At 62.5% G+C, this 19,101-nt stretch carries 21 protein-coding genes and 1 tRNA gene; 14 read left to right on the forward strand and 8 right to left on the reverse strand.

Annotated elements, in window-relative coordinates:
- Position 1 precedes the first annotated feature (1 nt).
- Positions 2-334, forward strand: coding sequence for a hypothetical protein (locus MF606_RS09320; protein WP_240233518.1), 333 nt, complete (start codon positions 2-4; stop codon positions 332-334).
- Between the two features lie 297 nt (positions 335-631).
- Here the strand turns inward: MF606_RS09320 and MF606_RS09325 are convergent, their stop codons facing one another.
- Both MF606_RS09325 and MF606_RS09330 read right to left on the reverse strand, forming a co-directional pair.
- Positions 632-1,237 (reverse strand): hypothetical protein, encoded by a 606-nt coding sequence (locus MF606_RS09325; protein WP_240233519.1) that lies wholly within the window; start codon positions 1,235-1,237, stop codon positions 632-634.
- On the reverse strand, positions 1,237-2,619 hold the full coding sequence (locus MF606_RS09330; protein WP_240233520.1) for a hypothetical protein: 1,383 nt from the start codon (positions 2,617-2,619) through the stop codon (positions 1,237-1,239). Before MF606_RS09330 ends, MF606_RS09325 begins: the two co-directional genes overlap by 1 nt.
- A 340-nt stretch (positions 2,620-2,959) precedes the next feature.
- On the opposite strand from MF606_RS09330, the gene MF606_RS09335 reads away from it, so the two are divergent.
- From MF606_RS09335 to MF606_RS09355, 5 genes are all read left to right on the forward strand, one after another.
- Positions 2,960-4,480 carry an ATP-binding cassette domain-containing protein gene (locus MF606_RS09335; protein WP_240233522.1) on the forward strand — a complete coding sequence of 507 codons (1,521 nt, stop codon included), beginning with the start codon at positions 2,960-2,962 and terminating at the stop codon, positions 4,478-4,480.
- A gap of 172 nt (positions 4,481-4,652) precedes the next feature.
- Positions 4,653-5,222: a PilZ domain-containing protein gene (locus tag MF606_RS09340; protein WP_240233523.1), complete on the forward strand. Its 570-nt coding sequence runs from the start codon at positions 4,653-4,655 to the stop codon at positions 5,220-5,222.
- Positions 5,223-5,314: 92 nt separating this feature from the next.
- Entirely contained in the window at positions 5,315-5,989 is a 675-nt protein-coding gene (locus MF606_RS09345) for a glutathione S-transferase family protein (protein WP_240233525.1), read from the forward strand.
- Between the two features lie 131 nt (positions 5,990-6,120).
- Positions 6,121-6,768: a PilZ domain-containing protein gene (locus MF606_RS09350; protein WP_240233526.1), complete on the forward strand. Its 648-nt coding sequence runs from the start codon at positions 6,121-6,123 to the stop codon at positions 6,766-6,768.
- A gap of 119 nt (positions 6,769-6,887) precedes the next feature.
- The gene (locus MF606_RS09355; protein WP_240233528.1) at positions 6,888-7,583 is read left to right on the forward strand and encodes a hypothetical protein; all 696 of its coding nucleotides are present in this window, start codon (positions 6,888-6,890) and stop codon (positions 7,581-7,583) included.
- A 66-nt stretch (positions 7,584-7,649) separates the two neighbouring features.
- On the opposite strand, the gene glnA is transcribed toward MF606_RS09355, so the two are convergent.
- Both glnA and MF606_RS09365 read right to left on the reverse strand, forming a co-directional pair.
- Entirely contained in the window at positions 7,650-9,059 is a 1,410-nt protein-coding gene (gene glnA / locus MF606_RS09360; protein ID WP_240233529.1) for a type I glutamate--ammonia ligase, read from the reverse strand.
- Between the two features lie 54 nt (positions 9,060-9,113).
- Positions 9,114-9,452: a P-II family nitrogen regulator gene (locus MF606_RS09365; RefSeq protein ID WP_035079039.1), complete on the reverse strand. Its 339-nt coding sequence runs from the start codon at positions 9,450-9,452 to the stop codon at positions 9,114-9,116.
- A 216-nt stretch (positions 9,453-9,668) separates the two neighbouring features.
- On the opposite strand from MF606_RS09365, the gene MF606_RS09370 reads away from it, so the two are divergent.
- A complete protein-coding gene (locus MF606_RS09370; protein ID WP_240233530.1) occupies positions 9,669-10,016 on the forward strand; it encodes a nuclear transport factor 2 family protein in 348 nt (115 codons plus the stop codon).
- 173 nt (positions 10,017-10,189) lie between these two features.
- Here MF606_RS09370 and MF606_RS09375 read toward each other — a convergent pair whose 3' ends face one another.
- Positions 10,190-10,954, reverse strand: coding sequence for a Stf0 family sulfotransferase (locus MF606_RS09375; protein WP_240233531.1), 765 nt, complete (start codon positions 10,952-10,954; stop codon positions 10,190-10,192).
- A gap of 88 nt (positions 10,955-11,042) precedes the next feature.
- Here MF606_RS09375 and MF606_RS09380 point away from each other — a divergent pair, with 88 nt between their 5' ends.
- The 5 genes from MF606_RS09380 to MF606_RS09400 all read left to right on the forward strand — a co-directional run bounded on the left by MF606_RS09380 (position 11,043) and on the right by MF606_RS09400 (position 15,604).
- Entirely contained in the window at positions 11,043-11,180 is a 138-nt protein-coding gene (locus MF606_RS09380; RefSeq protein ID WP_240233532.1) for a hypothetical protein, read from the forward strand.
- Positions 11,181-11,501: 321 nt separating this feature from the next.
- Positions 11,502-11,586, forward strand: a tRNA-Leu gene (locus tag MF606_RS09385).
- A 45-nt stretch (positions 11,587-11,631) separates the two neighbouring features.
- Positions 11,632-13,011, forward strand: a complete 1,380-nt coding sequence (gene tig, locus MF606_RS09390; RefSeq protein ID WP_240233533.1) for a trigger factor — start codon at positions 11,632-11,634, stop codon at positions 13,009-13,011.
- Between the two features lie 86 nt (positions 13,012-13,097).
- Positions 13,098-14,573, forward strand: a complete 1,476-nt coding sequence (locus MF606_RS09395) for an NAD(P)H-hydrate epimerase (protein ID WP_240233534.1) — start codon at positions 13,098-13,100, stop codon at positions 14,571-14,573.
- Between the two features lie 74 nt (positions 14,574-14,647).
- A complete protein-coding gene (locus MF606_RS09400) occupies positions 14,648-15,604 on the forward strand; it encodes a hypothetical protein (RefSeq protein ID WP_240233535.1) in 957 nt (318 codons plus the stop codon).
- Positions 15,605-15,823: 219 nt separating this feature from the next.
- On the opposite strand, the gene MF606_RS09405 is transcribed toward MF606_RS09400, so the two are convergent.
- From MF606_RS09405 to MF606_RS09415, 3 genes are all read right to left on the reverse strand, one after another.
- Positions 15,824-15,994 carry a hypothetical protein gene (locus MF606_RS09405; RefSeq protein ID WP_240233536.1) on the reverse strand — a complete coding sequence of 57 codons (171 nt, stop codon included), beginning with the start codon at positions 15,992-15,994 and terminating at the stop codon, positions 15,824-15,826.
- Positions 15,995-16,003: 9 nt separating this feature from the next.
- Positions 16,004-17,260: a cytochrome P450 gene (locus MF606_RS09410; protein WP_240233538.1), complete on the reverse strand. Its 1,257-nt coding sequence runs from the start codon at positions 17,258-17,260 to the stop codon at positions 16,004-16,006.
- A gap of 69 nt (positions 17,261-17,329) precedes the next feature.
- Entirely contained in the window at positions 17,330-17,881 is a 552-nt protein-coding gene (locus MF606_RS09415; protein ID WP_240233539.1) for a GNAT family N-acetyltransferase, read from the reverse strand.
- An 85-nt stretch (positions 17,882-17,966) separates the two neighbouring features.
- On the opposite strand from MF606_RS09415, the gene MF606_RS09420 reads away from it, so the two are divergent.
- Both MF606_RS09420 and MF606_RS09425 read left to right on the forward strand, forming a co-directional pair.
- The gene (locus MF606_RS09420) at positions 17,967-18,197 is read left to right on the forward strand and encodes a hypothetical protein (protein ID WP_240233541.1); all 231 of its coding nucleotides are present in this window, start codon (positions 17,967-17,969) and stop codon (positions 18,195-18,197) included.
- Between the two features lie 273 nt (positions 18,198-18,470).
- Positions 18,471-19,100 carry an ATP-dependent Clp protease proteolytic subunit gene (locus MF606_RS09425; RefSeq protein WP_240233543.1) on the forward strand — a complete coding sequence of 210 codons (630 nt, stop codon included), beginning with the start codon at positions 18,471-18,473 and terminating at the stop codon, positions 19,098-19,100.
- Position 19,101: the final 1 nt, after the last annotated feature.

Here is a 19,101-nt window from a genome sequence, read left to right on the forward strand (position 1 = left end):
TATGACAAAGTTCGCAGCCGTCCTGCTGGCGGCGTTGCTGATCGGAGCGGGCGCCACGGCGCCCGCGCAGTCTCAGTCGCTCAATTTCGGCATCTTCTTCGGTGATGAACGGTCCGACTTCTACCCTGACAATCCCGAGCCGTTTCTCTGCATGACGGATCGCCAGATCCGCGACACCATCGCCAGCCGCGGCTACGCCGATATCGCGCTCAACGTGCCCAACGAGAAGCACATCCAGGTCCGCGCCAGCCGCGACGGCTGGGTCTATCTGCTCGATTTCAACTACTGCACGGGCGAGATCGAAGGCCGCCAGAGGCTCCGCGCCGCCAATTAGCGGGCCTGATCGAGACAAAACCGTCCCAAGTTCGGGCGCTGCATTTACGTTCCGTTTGCTTCTTGAAAGCACTTTCTTAAACGCGCGCTGTTAGAACCAGTGACATACGGTTTTTGTCTGGAGTTGCCGTATGCGAGCCGTCAGGGATCTTCGTTCTGCGTATCAGGTCCCGGCCGGTTCGGTTGCTAACGGTGTTTGGCCGCAAGCCGGGTTTTCAGGTATTGCGTACCGGCTGGCCAAGCTCTCCGTCCCGCGTATTGGGGCGCTTCTCCTGGTCTCCGCTTTCTTCTATCTCGCCTAGGGCTGCGTGATTTCTTCGGGCGGTCGCGCGCGCACCATCGGCGTCGGTGCGACCGGTGGCTCCTCGGCTACCGGTTCGACGGGCCCAGCAGCGCTTTCGGGCGCAATCGGGCCACCCTGTGTCAGATTGATCGAAATGCCGAATAGCCGCCATTGCCGGTTGGTGGGAGCGAACAGCAGGTCGAAATTGACCTGCGTCGGCACCGACGGGAAGAACCCTGCCATACGCAGCATGCCATCCGCTCGAACTTGCGGCAGCACTGTCAATTGCGGCTCCAGCACGGCCACGCCGGCCAGATCGAGACCGCTGGCGCGTTGGCTGGCGAATATTTCACCCAATTGCGCTGCCGAGTTGGCCTGAAAGCCGGGTGAGCCTAGGTCCCGCAACACGGTGTAATTGCCGGTCTTGTTGGCCTGGTCGAGCGCCAGCAGCGCAGTGCGCACTAGGATCAGCACCCCATTGCGATCGATATCGGCTGGAACCGGATCGGCAGGCGGCGCGGCTTCTTCGGTCTGCGCCCAAACGCGGCCGAGCTCCGACGGCAGCAACCAACCGCCAGTAATGACCAGGGCGGCAGCGGCGATGGACACGCCAAACCGCATCAGAACTCGCCCTGCAGCCCCATCCGCGCGGCGTGGGAATCGCCGCCGCCATAGGAATATCCCAAGCTCAGCGCTGTCGGGGCAGGGGTGTCGAACCGGTACATGAGCGATCCACCGAACGCCACGGCGCCCTTGAAGTAGCCGACATTGGTCGCCCAACTCGTCTTGCCGGGCGCCGACGGCATGCCGGGATTGGCCATCGCGATGGCCGCCGCGATGCCCTGGCGGGCCTCGGTGCGGACCTCCGAGATCTGGTTGGACAAGGCCGCACTGTTATTCTCGAGGGCACCGACACGGCCGTCGAGGTCGGCGATGGCATTGGTGTTGTCGACAAGTCCATCGGCAAGAATGGCGATGCTCGCGTCCTGCGCGATGTTGGTGGCCGTGCTCTGCCCAACGGTGGCGACAAGCTCTTCCGTGCTGAAAGCCGTAGCGGCCATGTTACCGTTGGCGTCGGTGGTCGCTAGGTACGTCGGGCCGGACTGCGCCGCCGTGCTCGCCGCACTTTTGATGCCGGCCATCGTGTAGGTGTTGGCGGTCGTACCCAGCGCCATCTGATTGTCGCGGACGGCCTGGGCGCCGGCGCCGAGCGAAGTGGTATTGTTCACCGAGAATGCCTGGCCCGCCCCGGCACCAATGGCCGTGTTGCCGCTGCCGGTCACGTTGAGTCCGGCGGCGCTGCCCATCGCCACGTTGTTGCTGCCGGTCACGGACTTCCCGGCATTGGCGCCATAAGCTGCATTATTGTCGCCGGTGACGCTGAACCCGCTTTCCTTGCCAAAGGCAGCATTGTTACTGCCGGTCACTGCTGCACCCGCGGTCGCGCCGACGCCGACATTATCGTTGCCATTCACGACCTGGCCGGCGGCAACGCCGACCGCCACATTGTTATTGCCGGTCACCACGTTGCCGGCGAGGGAGCCGGTGGCGGTATTGTTGTGGCCGGTCACGTCCTGCCCGGCCATATTGCCACTGGCGGTGTTGCCGTCGCCGCTGACATCCACGCCGGCCTGGTGCCCGGTGGCTGTGTTGCCGTTGCCGGCAGAACTCCGAAAGGCATCAAAACCTGTCGCCGTATTGAAGTTTCCCGTGCTCTGGGAACCGGCGCTGCTGCCGAAATAGGCGCTGTTCTCGCCCGTTTGACCGCCAAGAATGTAGCCGGCATAGGGCCCGACCGAGACACTGCCTGGTCCAGCCTGGGCATTGGTGCCGCATGTGAGCCACGCCTGGGAAACTATGGGGCCGCCTGGATAGTCGTTCGTCGTGCAGTTCACGGCCTGCGCAATGGCGGGCTGGCTGGCCAATCCGACAAACACCGAGGCCACAAATAGATGCAGGAGCGTGGCCCCTGCGCCGAACGAGCACTTTAGTCCGTTTGACATGCAATCACCGAAAACGTGGGTCCGCAGCCAAACTGCCTTGCGATCGCGCGACGCACATCATTCATATGGATGGCAGCGAATTGATTTTGTTGCTGGCTTTGGCTATGCCTGCCGTCAGCCCAAAAACACCAGGCTGAGAGGAGGGCTGCATGATCGTGTTCGAACATCATCGTCAGTGTGGCCCCGTCCAGGCCCTGCGGCACAAGCTGCAGGGCTGACCAGGTACTGGTACGGACGCTTCTCGCTATCCCCCATTCTGGTTTGCCCTTCGTGGCGGTCCCTGACCGCCGTCTGATGGCATTTGGCGCCCGCGATTCGGCGCCGTACCAGTGAGATCAAAATGGGCTCGATCAGCCTCCGTAATGCCGGCCTTGTGGCCACCGACACGCTCTTTTCCAACCTCAACTTCGTTATCGGCTACGGCGACCGCGTCGGCCTGGTCGCCGGCAATGGCCGTGGCAAGACCACGCTATTGCGCGCCATGGCCGGGCAGGGGGAACTAACTTCGGGCGACATCATCCGCTCGCGCGGCCTCCAGGTCGGTTATGTCGAGCAAGACATGCCGCCCAAAAGCATGGGCCTGACGCTCTACGACGCGGTGCTCGAGGCCCTTCCGATAGCCGACCGCGAAACCGATAGCTGGCGTGTCGATGTCGTGCTCGATGAGTTCGAGACGCCCGATGCGATGCGTAACCGCAAGCTGACCGAACTCAGCGGCGGCTGGCAACGCATTGCGCTCATCGCGCGCTGCTGGGTGCTGCAACCCGATGCCCTGCTGCTGGACGAGCCAACCAACCACCTCGATCTCGGCAAGCTCTACCAGCTCGAAAACTGGATCAACCAGGCCGCTCGGAACATTCCGGTGGTCATCGCCAGCCACGATCGGCAGTTCCTCGACGCCACCACCAATCGCACGCTGTTCCTGCGACCCGATACCTCACACTATTTCGCGCTGCCCTACAGCAAGGCGCGGGTGGCGCTGAAAGAGGCTGACGAGGCCGCAGAGGCCAAGCGTGAGAAAGACCTCAAGGAGGTCAGCCGCCTGCGCAAACAGGCTGCCAAGCTGACCAATATCGGCATCAATTCAGGCAGCGACCTGCTGGTGGTGAAGTCGAAATACCTGCGTGAGCGGGCCGAGAAAATCGAGACGGCGGTGCTCTCCGTCCACAAGGAGCGCAGTGGCGAGATCAGGCTCGGCAATAGCGGGGCCCAGGCGAAAGTGTTGGTGGCGATCGAGAACCGCGACGTGACGACGCCTGCCGGCGACAAGCTGTTCCGCATCGACAAGCTGCACATCTTCCAGGGTGACCGCCTGGTGATCCTGGGCCGCAATGGTACCGGCAAGTCGCAGTTCATGGGGTTGCTGCATCGCGCCATGACCGGCACGGACACGCCCGGCATTCGCGTCAGTCCGCAGGTTGTGCCCGGCTATATCGACCAAGCCATGAGCTTCCTGCCCGACAAGCGCTCGCCACTCGATTACATCACCGGGGAGTTCGACGAGGGCGATCAACGCAGCAAGAGCCTGCTGGCGGCGGCCGGTTTTGCCGTGGAAAAGCAGGAGCGGCCGATATCGGAGCTGTCCTTCGGCCAGCGCGCCCGGCTCGGCCTGCTGGCGCTTCGCTTGCTCGAGCCCAATTTCTACCTGCTCGACGAGCCCACCAACCATGTCGACATTCCCGGCCAGGAACGGCTGGAGGACGAAATCCTGGCGCATGGTGCGACCTGTATTCTGGTCTCACATGATCGCAGTTTCGTCCGGGGGCTGGGCAACCGGTTCCTGCTGATCGACGGCAAGCGCATCAAGGAGGTCGACAATCCCGAAGGTTTCTTTGTCACCATGGCCGAAGAACAGACATGATCGAAAACTCTACTGTTGAGAATGTCCGTAGTCTTGCCGATAGAGAAAGTATTTAGGAGTTAGCGCTAATCATTAGAGCCGGTGGAGGGCTCTAGTCATTTCCGTGATTATGCAACAGCCAGCAGCGGCACCGAAAAGCCGACGCCCCGACGATGTCCGGTACATCGGGGCGTTGAACGGCTGTTATGCCCTGTCGGAGCGGCGTGGCGAGGATGGCGAGGCCATTCCCGTCTACGCCTGCCGGCTGGTGTCCATTTCGACCGTGCAGGCCGTTGTCGTCGCTCCGGTCCTCGCCCAGGAGGGCGAGATCGTGGTGATGCATTTTAAGGATTTCGGCATCCTGCGGGCCCAGGTGGCCCGAGCACTACCCACGGGCTTTGCCGTCGACCTGCTCCTCGACGATGATAGCCGCGGCAAGCTGGCGGCCAAGATCCGCTGGAAGAAGACCAATACCCAGAAGCAGGCGCCCGACAAGCGCGAGTATCCTCGCATCCTGCCGCGCCAGCCGCGGTCGGTGCTGACCATGGCGGACGGCACCCTGCATTCCTGCTTTGTCATCGATATCTCCCAATCGGGCGCAGCCGTCTCGGCAGCAGTCCTGCCGGGCAGGGGTACCCCCCTTGCGGTCGGCGCGCTCGTCGGTCGCGTGGTTCGCCGGCTCGATGTGGGCTTCGCTGTGGAATTCACCAGCATCCAGCCTCTGGAAGGTCTGGAACAGCGTCTGGCGATGCAGCCGGGCTGAACTCGGTCCGCGGTTACCGAAAAAGTCGAGTCGCTCTGTCGAAAACGGTATCGCCGCTTCGACCATCCGGTACCCATCACTGGAGAACTGTCATGACCGACCTGACCCTCTATTACACGCACAACCTCAATCCCCGCGTCGCCGTTGCCGCCGCCCGCCATCTGGCCTTGCCGATGCGCTATGTGCGGTTTGAGCCGATGGGAGCCGATCGCGAAGCTTGCCGGCCCATGAACCCCAACACCCTTGCGCCGATACTGGTGGAGAATGGCAACAGCCTTTGGGAGACCGACGCCATCGTGCTGCGGCTCGCAAAACTGGCCGATTCCGGCTTCTGGCCGGATGAACATGCCGCGGCGATAATGCAGTGGGTCAGCTGGAGCGCCCATCATTTCACCCGCGCAGGCGACACCTTCTATTTCGAGAACATAATCGTGCGGCGCTATATGGACCGTGCTCCCGATCAGCGCGCCTTGGCGTCTGCTGAAGATGACTTCCATCGCTTGGCCCGCATCCTCGACAATGTCCTTGCGCAGCGGGATTGGCTGGTGGGAGGAGGGCTGACCTATGCCGACTTCCGCGTGGCTACGGTGCTTCCATTCGCTGGGCCCGCTCTGTTACCCGTCGTAGGTTACGAAAATATCGTCAAGTGGCACGGGCGCTTGAATGAGCTGGCGGCATGGCGCGAGCCATTCGCCGGGCTCGACGAACGCGCGCTCCCGCTCGCGGGCCAGACCAACAAACTTCCGCTGGCAGGAGTGACGGCCTGAATCTCTCCTTACGAAAAGGCTGAGGCCGCCCGATTGCGGCTTCAGCACCGTCCTCCCGGCCAAGAAGAAATCCTTAAGACCTTGCTCCGTATCTTTCCTGCGCGATCCGAACGAAATGGGTGGGGGGACCCGTGTCGCTGGACTTCATTGCAGGCGAAGCTTCGCCGCGCTCAGCCTATGACTGGCACGACGTGCGCTTCATCGGAGCGGTACCCGGGCGATACGCATTATCCGACAGACGTGAAGACGCAGACGGCAAGGTGGCGGTCTATGCCTGCCGGCTCTGTTCGATTTCCACGCGGCTGGCGGTGGTGGTCGGCCCGGCGATTGGCAAGGCCGGCGAGATCGTCACCGCCCATTTCGACGAGTTCGGCATCCTGCGCGGGCGCATCCTGCGGACCCTCAATTCCGGCTTTGCCATGGACCTCATGCTTTCCAACGCGGAGCGCGACAAGCTGGGCGGCAAGATTTCCTGGCAGAAGAAGCGCGTGCATGACCAGGTTCCGGACCGGCGCGAGCACAAACGCATCCTGCCACGCGATCCGAGGACGGTGATCACAACTGCCGACGGCCTGCGTCTGCCATGCTTCGTCATCGACATCTCGCAGTCCGGCATTGCCGTCTCCGCGCAGTACTGGCCGGCGCCCGGCACGGCCCTTGCCGTCGGCAAGCTGGTCGGCCGGGTGGTGCGATGCCTCGATGTGGGCTTTGCCATGCAATTCATCCAGATCCAGCCGTTCGATCAACTGGAGGCGCTGATGGCGCCACCGCTGGAGTAAAGGCGGGCGCTGAAGGCTTCTTTACAGAAACGATAAAATTCTCCGCGGGAATATAAACGCGGCATTCATGTCGATCTATTATTCTGGGGCGATGGTTGCCACAATCTGAGGGGGTAGTAGTGACTATAGGTGATGCGAACAGCAAAGAACTTCATGTCGGCGCCGTGACCGGACGCTACGTTCTGGGCAGCCGCACCAGCATGCTGGGCATCAACGTCTTCGCCTGCCGGTTGCGATCGGTGTCACCAACTTCATTCGTCGCCGCCGCGCCCGTCGTGGGCCGCGTGGGCGACGAGGTCACCGCGTCCTTCAGTCCGTTCGGCACCCTGCATGGCCGCATCTCGCGCCATGTGGTCGATGGCTTCGTGGTCGATCTCGACGCTACCGAGATGGAACGCACCGCGCTCGCCATGCGGATCGAGGCCTTTCGCGACCGCGTCTGGACCGGCGTCGCCGACAAGCGCGCCGAACGGCGCCTCATGCCTGGCGAACCACGCTCGGTGCTGATCACCGAAGACGGCATGGTGGTGCCGTGCCTGGTGGTCGATTATTCGATCGCCGGCGCGGCGGTTTCCGCCGATACCCATCCCGCGGTTGGCGCCAGGATCACCATCGGCCATGTGCCGGGTCACGTCGTGCGCCTGTTCGATGTCGGCTTCGCCGTCCGCTTCGATGCGCCCCAGAGCCAGGACGAGATCGAGGAATTGCTGGCCGCCCCCGCCGAGTGGCAGGACGCGGTCGCCGTGCTCAAGGCCCGCAAAATCGACACCGACGATCCCGATGAGCTCTTCGCCCTGACCGACTACGGCGACTAGGATGTCTCGCCGAATAAGAAAGAAAGGGCCCCGGTGGGGGCCCTTCGCATTCACGTCTACCGGCGATCAGGCCGAGTAGTACATTTCGTATTCGACCGGGTGCGGGGTCTGCTCGAACTTCACGACCTCGGTCATCTTCAGCTCGATATAGCTGTCGATCTGGTCGTTATCGAACACACCGCCGGCGAGCAGGAACTCGCGGTCGGCGTCGAGTGCGCCCAGGGCTTCGCGCAGCGAGCCGCAAACATGCGGGATCTGCATCAGTTCCTGGCGCGGCAGCTCGTACAGATCCTTGTCCATCGGATCGCCGGGGTGGATCTTGTTCTTGATGCCGTCGAGGCCAGCCATCAGCATGGCCGAGAACGACAGGTAGGGGTTCGCCAGCGGATCGGGGAAACGGATCTCGATGCGCTTGGACTTCGGCGACTGGCCGAAGGGGATACGGCAGGAGGCCGAACGGTTACGAGCCGAGTAGGCCAGCAGAACCGGGGCTTCGAAGCCGGGCACCAGGCGCTTGTAGCTGTTGGTGGTCGGGTTGGTGAAGGCGTTGATCGCCTTGGCATGCTTGATGATACCGCCGATGTAGTACAGCGCGTCCATCGACAGGCCTGCATACTGGTCGCCGGCGAACAGCGGCTTGCCGTCCTTCCAGATCGACTGGTGGCAGTGCATGCCCGAGCCGTTGTCGCCGAAGATCGGCTTCGGCATGAAGGTCACGGTCTTGCCATAGGCATTGGCGACCTGGTGGATAACGTACTTGTAGATCTGTACGTCGTCGGCAGCCTTGATCATCGGCGCAAACTTGATGCCGAGTTCGTGCTGGGCCGAAGCCACTTCGTGGTGGTGCTTTTCGACGACCACGCCCATATCGGCCATGGCAGCCAGCATTTCGCCACGGATGTCCTGCGCGCTATCCAGCGGCGGAACCGGGAAGTAGCCCTTCTTGAGACCGATATGGTGGCCATTATTGCCGGCTTCATAGGCGGTGTCGTTGTTGGACGGCAGTTCCGGATGGTCGACCTCGAAGCCAACCTTGAACGGGGTGTTGGAGTACTTCACGTCGTCGAACATGAAGAATTCCGGCTCGGCGCCGAACACGACCGTGTCGCCAATGCCCGATGCGTTAAGGAAGGCCTCGGCCTTCTTGGCCGTGGTGCGCGGATCGCGCGAGTAGGGCTGGTAGGTCAGAGGCTCGAGAATATCGCAGTTCACAACCAGGGTGGACGCGCCGAAGAAGGGGTCCATGTAGTGCGAATTCGGATCTGGCATCAGCACCATGTCAGACTCGTTGATGGCCTTCCAGCCACCGATCGAGGAACCGTCGAACATGGTACCTTCCTCGAACAGGTCTTCATCGACGATGGAGACGTCTAGCGTGACGTGCTGCAGCTTGCCGCGCGGGTCGGTGAAGCGCAGGTCGAGATACTTGATGTTCTCGTCCTTGATCTTCTTGAGGAGGTCAGCTCCGGTGGTCATTAGGTCTTCCCCTGTCTAAATCGGATGCTTGTTGAAGGTTCGGGCGCGACGCTCTTACAGCGCGTCGTCGCCAAATTCGCCGGTGCGGATACGGATGGCCTGCTCGATCGAGTAAACGAAGATCTTGCCATCGCCGATGCGACCGGTTTGCGCAGCGTTACGGATCGCCTCGATTGCCTTTTCGGCGAGCTCGTCGGGGCACACGACCTCGACCTTCACCTTGGGCAGGAAATCCACGACGTATTCGGCGCCGCGATAGAGTTCAGTGTGGCCCTTCTGCCGGCCGAAACCCTTGGCTTCGGTCACGGTGATGCCCTGCAGGCCAACCTCCTGCAGCGCCTCTTTGACTTCGTCGAGCTTGAACGGCTTTACGATAGCCTCGATCTTTTTCATTTGAGCCTCCACTTGCCTATCTGGGCGGATACCGCCAACCGGTATGCACGGTCTGTGCCACCTCGAAATTCTCCCGGAAAACCCAACAAATTTAGGGTGTTACCACGCAAAGATGAGGTAAGTTGCCGACGCTGGTTGCCGGGATTTGATCAATTCGAAAGCAGAATGCACAAGTTTTGCGCATTAGACTAGCAGTCCCATGTGTTGGAGGTCGCCGTGTCGCCACTAGAATGTGCAGAAGAGCAATTCGCCGCCTACAATGCCCGGGACCTGAAGCGCTTTCTCGCCTGTTTTGCCGACGAAGTGCGCAGCTTCCGCCTGCCTGATATGACACCGCTGCTGTCAGGCAAGGCCGCCTATGGCGAGTTCTACACCACCCAGCGCTTCAACCACGCCGGCCTCCGCGCCGAACTGGTCAGCCGCATCGTCATGGGAAACACGGTCATCGACCACGAGCTGATTCATGGCCTGAGCGACGCGCCGGTGGAAACCGCGATCATGTTCGTGGTGGAGCAGGGGCTGATCAAGACGGTGTTTTCGATTCCGTTCAAATCGGCGAGCTAGACGACCGGCCGTAGCAGTAAGGTGGGTCATCCATTTGAATGGGCGTCCCACTTCTCGACACACCCACTGTCTTTCCCTCGGACTTGATCCGAGGGCCTCTCGCCACGTGTGCCGTGCTGGGGGACCCTCGGTCAAGCCCGAGGGAACGCCGGTGGGATTAGACAGACTTGTGCTTAGGCGGGCCGTCTCTCGCGCTCGAAACGCTCCGCCCATTCCGTGTTCGTCGCATCACCCATTTTCGCTGTCTTGACCGGCACGGTGCTGGCAATGGCCGGATCGCGCCCGAGCGCTGAGAGGATCGACGCCAGCGCATTCTGCGGATCGGCGGTCATCGTCTCATAAACGAGGCGAAGCGGCTTGATCTGGCGCTCGGCGAAGAATCCCTCCCACGCCGCATCATCGCTCTCCAGCTCCGCCACGATCGCCGCCAACCGATCCGCATCATAGGCAACCGCCTCGGGCTTGTCGGCACCCTCAAGCACCGATCCATCCGCTGACAGGTGCCAAAGCCCGCTTCGCTCAGCCCGCAGCAGCGACACGGCTTGCGCAACCTTATTGTTACGGGTCAGGTGAATGTAGAGCGTCGGGCCGAATGCCTGTGCAAATCGTTCGGCAACATCCGTATTCCCACCCTGGGCTCGCTCCAACCGCATCGACGCCTCGGCAACGCTGCCCCACATGATCCGAATACCAAAGACACCCGTCCTAGTCGTACCCTCCCGCAGCATGGCGGTCAGATAGCGTTGATCGAAGTCTCGCGTATCGACGCCACCGGCATAGTCGACACCCCATCGATCCGCCCAATGGGTGATGCTCTGCTGACGATAGAACGAATGCGGACGACCGGCCACGCCGCTCGCCGCCAGCATCTCGCACAACAGCGTACTGCCCGAGCGCGGCGTGCCGCAAATCACATACGCGGAAAAGGGTTGGCTCATGCGCACACCTTCAAACGTGTTACGGCCTCAGGGCAGGGGCTTCCTAATACCACTCAAATCGCCAAGCTAGGAGCTGCTGAACCGGATCGTGGACGGCTACAAGGTCATCGACCACGAGCTGATCCATGGGCTGGGGCCAGAGCCATTCGAGACGGCAGTGCTGTTCGTGGTGGTGGAGGGGCTGATCACGACGGTGTTCGCCATTCCCTCCAAATCGCCGAGCTAGCGGTCGGTCCGGCGCCTGTCAGGTCGGCGCTGAGTGAAAGAGCATGACCACAAATCCCGCGACAGCTAGCAAGCCAACAAAGATAGAGGCCTTCAGCAGGAACATGACGGGCTTCAGGACCCGGTAAGTCACATGCATGGCGTTCCAGACCCTCTGCCACCTCAAACCGGAATCCACTTCATGCCTCCCAGTCTTGTTGATCTCAGCGCCGACGGATTGATGCAGCCGCCCTTCCAATACCACTCAAATCGCCAAGCTAGGCTTTGACTGGCTTTCCTTCTTCATATAGATGCAACGCCAACCCGGCCAACGGGTCCTTTTGCGGGTGTGGCGGAACTGGTAGACGCACTGGATTTAGGTTCCAGCGCCGCAAGGCGTGGAGGTTCGAGTCCTCTCACCCGCACCACTACAGGACTTGGCCCTTAGATCAATGAATACGGGATTGAACCGAATGCAGGTTACCGAAACCCTCAACGAAGGCCTGAAGCGCAAGTTGAGCGTCACCATTCCGGCCGCCGCCCTCAACGAGCGCCTTGGCGCCAAGCTCGAAGAGCTCAAGGGCCAGGCCAACATCAAGGGCTTCCGTCCCGGTAAAGTGCCGCTGGCGCACATCAAGAAGATGTTCGGCCGCTCGGCCATGTCGGAAGTCATGACCGACGCCATCAACTCCACCGTCTCCGACACGCTCGATGGCCGCAACGAGCGCGCCGCCGCCCAGCCCAAGGTCGATCTGCCCGACGATCAGGCCGTGATCAACGACGTGCTCGACGGCAAGGCCGACCTGGCCTTCGAAGTCGAATATGAAGTGCTGCCGCCGGTCGAGCTGATGAAGCTCGATGGCATCAAGCTGAACAAGCCTGTCGTCGAAGTCTCCGACGAAGAGCTGGACGCCGAAGTCAACCGCGTGTTCGCCCAGAACCGCGGCTATACCGACAAGGGCGACGAAGGCGTCGTCGAGACCGGCGACCGTCTCGGCCTGAGCTTTGTTGGCAAGATCAAGGGCAAGCCCTTCGATGGCGGCACCTCCGACCACGCTCACCTGACCGTTGGCTCGGGCGAGTTCATCCCGGGCTTCGAAGAGCAGCTCGTCGGCATGAAGAAGGGCGAGACCCGCGAGATCGACGTCACCTTCCCCAAGGATTACCAGAGCGAAGAGCTGGCCGGTAAAAAGGCCCAGTTCGAAGTCACCATCCTGCATGTCGATGGCCCGAACCAGGGCGAGCTGGACGACGAGTTCGCCAAGCGCCTCGGTGTCGAGAACGTCGAAGCCATGCGCGGCGCCGTCAAGACCCAGATGGAAGCCGCTCTTGCCTCGATGAGCCGCCAGCACATGAAGCGCCAGATCCTGGACGCGCTCGACGATGGGCACAAGTTCGACGTCCCGGCTCAGCTGGTCGAGGCCGAATTCGCGACCATCTGGAGCCGCGTGCAGCACGAAGTCGAAAGCCACGGCCGTTCCTTCGAAGACGAAGGCACCACCGAGGAAGCCGCCAAGGAACAGTACCGCAAGATTGCCGAGCGCCGCGTGCGCCTGGGCCTCGTGGTCGCCGAGATCGGCAACAAGAACGACGTGAACGTGACCGAGGAAGAGCACCAGCAGGCGCTGATCGCCGAAGTGCGCCGCTTCCCCGGCCAGGAACAGCAGGTCTACGACTACTACCGCAAGAACCCGCAGGCTCTCGCCGGTCTCCGCGCCCCCATCTTTGAGAACAAGGTTGTCGACTTTGTCGCCGAGCAGGGCAAGATCACCGACAAGAAGATGACCCGCGCCGAACTCGCCAAGCTGATCCAGGCTGACGAGGATGAGGTTCCGGAAGAGCACCACCACTAAGGTGTTCTGACCAAAGCTTTGAAGCCGCCCAGAAATGGGCGGCTTTTTGTTTGTGGATGTTCGCTCTACGCTGACCAGGATCACCCATGACCGCCGCCAATGCCGATATCCTGCTCACCCCGCGCCAAATGGGCGAGGCCGACCGTCTTGCCGTTCAGGCGGGTACCAAGTCGCTCAAGCTGATGGAGGCGGCCGGCAAAGCCGTGGCCGAGGCCATCATGGAGCGCTACTACCAGCGCTCGGTGCTGGTGCTGTGCGGCCCGGGCAATAATGGCGGCGACGGTTTCGTGGTCGCCCGCCTGCTCAAGCAGAAGGGCTGGCCGGTGCAGCTGCGCCTGATTGGCGACCGCGCCACCCTCAAGGGCGACGCCGCCGCCATGGCCGAGCAATGGACCGGCCGCGTCGCCGCGCCGACCCAGCAGGACATCGAGGATGCCGATCTGGTGGTCGATGCGCTGCTCGGCGCCGGGCTCGATCGCGATGTCGAGGGCGACTACGCTGCCATCATCAATGCAGTCAATTCCAGCACGCGCCCCGTTGTCAGCATCGATACGCCCAGCGGCATCGATGGCGCCACGGGTGCCGTCCGCGGTACGGCCATGATCGCCGATATGACCGTGACCTTCTTCCGCCTCAAACCCGGACACCTGCTGCAGCCCGGCCGCGACCAGTGCGGTGAAGTGGTCCTGGCCGATATCGGCATTTCCGCCGCCGTGCTCGACGTCATCGACGCCAAAGCCTGGCAGAATACGCCCACGCTCTGGTCGGTGCCGGTGGCGAGCAATGCCGGCAACAAGTTCGATCGCGGCCATGTCGTAGTCGTCTCGGGCGGGCCGCTGCAGACCGGCGCTGCCCGCCTCGCCGCCATGGGCGCATTCCGGGTTGGCGCGGGCGTCGTATCGCTGACGGGCTCCGAGGCGGCACTGGCAGTGCACGCGGCGCATGTCACCGCCGTCATGCTCAAACCGGCCGAAGACACCGCTGCGCTCGCCGAATTGCTGTCAGACAAGCGGATGAATGCGGCGGTCATCGGCCCGGCCGCCGGCGTCGGCGACCAGACGCGGCAGAGCGTGCTCGCCGTGCTGGCATCGGGCGCCGCAACCGTGCTCGACGCCGACGCACTCACCAGCTTCGCCGGCAGGGCGACTGAACTGTTCGACGTCATCAAGGCCAGTCCGGCACGTCCTGTGGTTATGACCCCACATGAGGGCGAGTTTCAGCGCCTGTTCGGCGATGTCCCCGGCGGCAAACCGGACAAGGCCCTCGCCGCCGCCCAGCATTCAGGGGCCATCATCGTGCTCAAGGGCAGCGATACCGTCATCGCCAGCCCCGATGGCCGCATCGCCATCAATGCCAATGCCCCGGCGTGGCTGGGCACCGCTGGCTCTGGCGATGTCCTCGCCGGCATGATTGCGGGTCTGGCGGGGCAGGGCATGCCCGGTTGGGAAGCCGCCTGCGCCGCCGTCTGGCTCCACGCCGAAGCCGCCAACCGTTTTGGCGGGCCGGGACTGATCAGCGAAGACCTGCCGCTGCTGGTGCCGGGCGTGCTGGCAAGTCTCTAGCGGCTCATCCATTTGAACGATGGCCGCCGGCCGGGGGCGGCCTACACTTTCTCCTCCACACAAGGAGGAATGCGATGGCCCGCAAGGTCGAAGGTAAGACGAACGCTGGCGGCAAGCTCAGTCGCGCCGATATGCAACCCATGCTCGGAACCGGCACCGAGGCCAAGGGAACAATCACCGCCGAACAATTGGAGCGCCACGTCGAGGCCGCCGCGGCAGATATCGCTCAAGCCGTTGCCGATGCGAAAGACCACGCCATGCAGCCCCGCAGTTTCGGTGTGGCGACGGCGCTGCATGGTCTGTGGATCAAGGACGACGGCGATACGCACTTCTACACCAACATCGCTTCATACGAGCAACTCGCCGCCCTGATCGCCGGCCGCAGCGAACTCAAATACCGGCCGATCGACCTGATGGGCTCAGGGCGCCTGCTGGAGCCGTGGTCGGTGGTCTTCGCGCCGATGCGTGCAGGCTACTACTGGCAGATTACGTCCAGTGAACAGGAATTCATCGCCAAGGATACCGAGCTGTTTCATGCCGGCTTCCGCGTCACCTCGTTCAACCGCCGTCATGGCAACTTCAATGCGACCTGGACCTGGACCGGCGATACCGGCGCACAGTACAGCCGCTGGAGCATGGACTGGTTCGGCTTGCTGTCGTGGAACCGCTATTATCGGGACCTGGGCCTGAGGATCGTGGCCATCGACCGCTATGGCGCCTCCGGCGATAGCTATGCCGCAACCTGGCAGCCGGGCGACGGCGAGCAGATCATCGAGGCCCCTGGCGGCACCAATGTCTACTTTGGTCAGCCCGCCAAGTTCCTGGTGCACAAATACGAGCGCCAGGGTCTTGAGGTGCGCGCCATGGGCCATAACGGCCATGCCGTAGCCGCCTACCGTCCCAAGCGCGGCAACTATCGGCAGGAATGGACGTACAACACGCTGGCTGGCTTCACCATCTACAACGCGTCCTGCGCACAGGATGGCTATCGGCTGAGCTTTCTCAGCCACGCAACCTGGCAGACGGGTTGAAGGGCGGGCAGTCAGCCGCCGACGTCTACGCTTCCCGCGATCGTCACCCTCGGGCTTGACCCGAGGGCTCTGTACTTCCTTCTGAAATCGTCAAGTGAAGACCCCTCGGGTCAAGCCCGAGGGTGACGTCCGGCAGGGTGGGGCAGGCTTCGACCCGAAGGTGACGCGCGGCGGGCGGTGCGCCAGCGAGCTCTCCGCACTGTTAGGCCGCGTGCTGGCTCAGATTGCGGCCGGAATGCCGTCGCACCAGCACAGCGACGTCGCGGCCATCCACTCGCCGCCGATGCGCGCGCATGTCAGGGCGGGGTTCGACCAATACCAGAAGGCGCCGCCAGCCAGGCCAGCCAGCAAGGCGCACCAGAAGAAGAGTGCTCGGACGTCTCGACCCAAGGCCTCCTCCTAGCTCCAGCTCACCATCAGCCGCTCCAGCCCGTGGAAGTGGTACACGTCATTGTACCTTGGCTGCTCGGCCAGCCTCAGCTTGGGCAGCCGCCGGAACAACTCGCTGAACGCCACCTGCAACTCGATCCGCGCCAGCGGTGCGCCGATGCAGAAATGGATGCCGGCGCCAAAGCTCACATTGGCCCCGTCGGTCCGGAACGGGTCGAATGTGTTGGCATTGGCGAAGCGCGACGGATCGCGGTTGGCCGCGCCCAGCAGCATCCCGACCACGTCGCCCTTGCGTAGCTGCACGCCCCCGAATTCCAGGTCGGAAAGCGCGTAGCGCGTGAACATATGCAGCGGCGCATCGAAGCGCAGGCATTCCTCGGCCGTGGCCGCCGTCTGCTCCTCGCTGGCAAAAAGCGTAACCGGATCGATACCGCTTTCGAGGATGGATTTGACGCCATTGCCGGTGGTGTGGACCGTCGCTTCGTGCCCGGCATTGAGCAGCAGGATGGCCGTGGACATGACTTCATCGTCGCTCAGCCGCTCGCCGCCTTGCTCGGAAGTCAGCATGTGGGTGAGCAGGTCTTCGCGCGGCTGCTTGCGGCGCTCGGCGATGACCGAACGCAGATAGTCCATGAAGTCCTGCGACGCCTGGTTGGCGTCGAGCTCGGTCTCGTGGCTGACGCCGAACATATACATGGCCACCATGCGGTTCGACCAGGCCAGCAATTGCGGGGCGCTCTCGGACGGCAAGCCGATCATTTCGGCAATGACGATGGCAGGAATAGGGGCGGCGAAAGCCTTGATGAGATCGACGCTATCCTGGCCCTCGAACTGATCGATCATCTCGTTGGCAAGCTTGACTATGCGCGGTCGCAATTGCTCGACATGCCGCGACACGAAGGCCCGGTTGACCAGCATGCGCAGCCGCGTGTGACCGGGCGGCTCGAGGTTGAGCAGCGAATACTTCTCGGTCAGGTCGAACGCTGCCGTATGCGCCTTGGGCTCGGGCATGCCGAGCTCTTCGCGCGTCGCCACATGCAGAATCTCGCGGCCGAACCGCTTGTCGCGGAGCAGGGCGCTGACCTCCTTGAAGCCGGCAAAGCACCAATGGCCATACTCTTCCCAGAAGAAGGTCGGATCCGTCGCATGCAAACGGTCATAGAAGGCGTAAGGGTTCTGGAAGAACACCGGATCGCGCGGGTCGGCGCTGGCGCGGCGGTGGTCGGGAACATCGGTGATCGGCTTGAGCTGGATAATGGCGGCCATAATCGTCGGACTGAAATGAAAATCAGTTCAACCAATAAGGCTTTGGCCAAGGCGTGCAAGGGGCCCCGATCACAGCCCTAGTGCCGCCTCAAGCGCCTGCCGGTTCAGCCAGGTGTAGCGGACGAAGCCGACGGGCGGATGGCCGGAACCGTCGGTGAGGTCACGCTCGGAGACCGTACCGCCGAGCCGATCATAGAGCCGCCGCGCCGGTTTGTTGTCTTCCAGCGCGCAGAGCGACAGAGGTCCGTGCGCAAAGCTCGGCGGGAACGTCGCCAGCGCCGCCTGCAGCAGCCGGCGCGCCAGACCCCGGCCCTGGTAATCCGCCGATACGTAGAGGTTGTGCAGATAGGCGCCCCACTGGTCCTCGGCGTCGAATACGAAACACGCAAACCCGGCCAGTCGCCCGGCACCGGGCTCCTCGGCAACCATGATCGAGAGCTTTTCGGGATCGGGCGCCGTGGCGAGGCGCTCCGACCATAGCGCGACCTTCTCGCCCGGCATCACGTCGGCCAGGAAGGTGGCGGGCAGGATGTGGGCATAGGTCGACTGGCTCAGCGTCACGTGCAGACGCGTGATCTCGTCGCGGTCGTCGGGGCGGGCAGGGCGGATCGTGATGGTCATGGCGGCACCGCAACTGGCAAAGGGGCTTGGCAAGTGCCTATCAATGATGTCTTGAAGGCGGCAAGACGCGACTGAGGATTTTTGCATGAGCGACCTGACCCTGAGCCAAGCCATCGACAACATCTACACGTCGATCAAGAACGATAACGAAGACCTTGATCTCCACATCGCCGCCCTCAAGGCCGCGATGACCCGGGAAGGCGCCAAGGAAGCCGTGTTCGAGCCGGCCAAGCTGGCTCAGTCCAACCGCCAGGGCCGCAAGATCATGCAGTCCTATTTCAAGAAGAAGGGCGTAGCGGTCAGCTTCTCGGCCTAGCACCGGACATCGCCCTCCGCACGCGGGCGACGGTGGGTAGACGTGGCAAAGCGTCATTCACCCTTCCGTCACATGGCGCAAGGCAGCTATTGAAGCCCGCCCCAATGCCGCCTATCTGTGGCTTTACCGCGCGTTAAGGCGGCATCGTCTGCAATCGGCCAGTTGCCGATTCGATTTTCGACATGGTCCCGGGCTCCGGATGTCCGAGTGCGGGAAGCATGTTTCAACCGACTACGGCTAGCCCGGTCCGACCCGGCAGCAAAGGGGCATCACATGCGGGATCCGCACGAAGTTTACATGAACACGCTCGTTCCGATGGTGGTGGAGCAATCCAACCGCGGTGAACGCGCTTTCGACATCTATTCGCGCCTTTTGCGCGAGCGCATCATTTTCGTCACCGGTGTGGTCGAGGACAACATGGCCTCGCTCATCGTGGCGCAGTTGCTGTTTCTCGAATCGGAGAATCCGAAAAAGGAAATCTCCCTCTACATCAACTCGCCCGGCGGCGTGGTGACAGCAGGTCTCAGCATCTACGACACCATGCAGTTCATCCGCGCACCGGTCGGCACCATGGTCATGGGGCAGGCGGCCTCGATGGGTTCGCTGCTGCTGGCATCGGGTGAGGCGGGCATGCGCACGGCCCTTCCCAACTCGCGCGTCATGGTTCACCAGCCTTCCGGCGGCTTCCAGGGTCAGGTTACCGATATCCTGATTCATGCCAAGGAAGTCGAGGGTTTGAAGCGGCGTCTTAATCAGATTTATGAGAAGCATACGGGCCGTACCTACGAGGAAATCGAGCGCGCCCTGGAGCGTGACAATTTCCTCTCCGCCGAAGAAGCCAAGACCTTTGGCCTCATCGACAATGTCTGGGACAAGCGTGTTGTCCCCGATGCGACGAGCTGAT

The sequence above is a fragment of the Devosia lacusdianchii genome, from assembly GCF_022429625.1.
GTDB lineage: Bacteria > Pseudomonadota > Alphaproteobacteria > Rhizobiales > Devosiaceae > Devosia > Devosia lacusdianchii.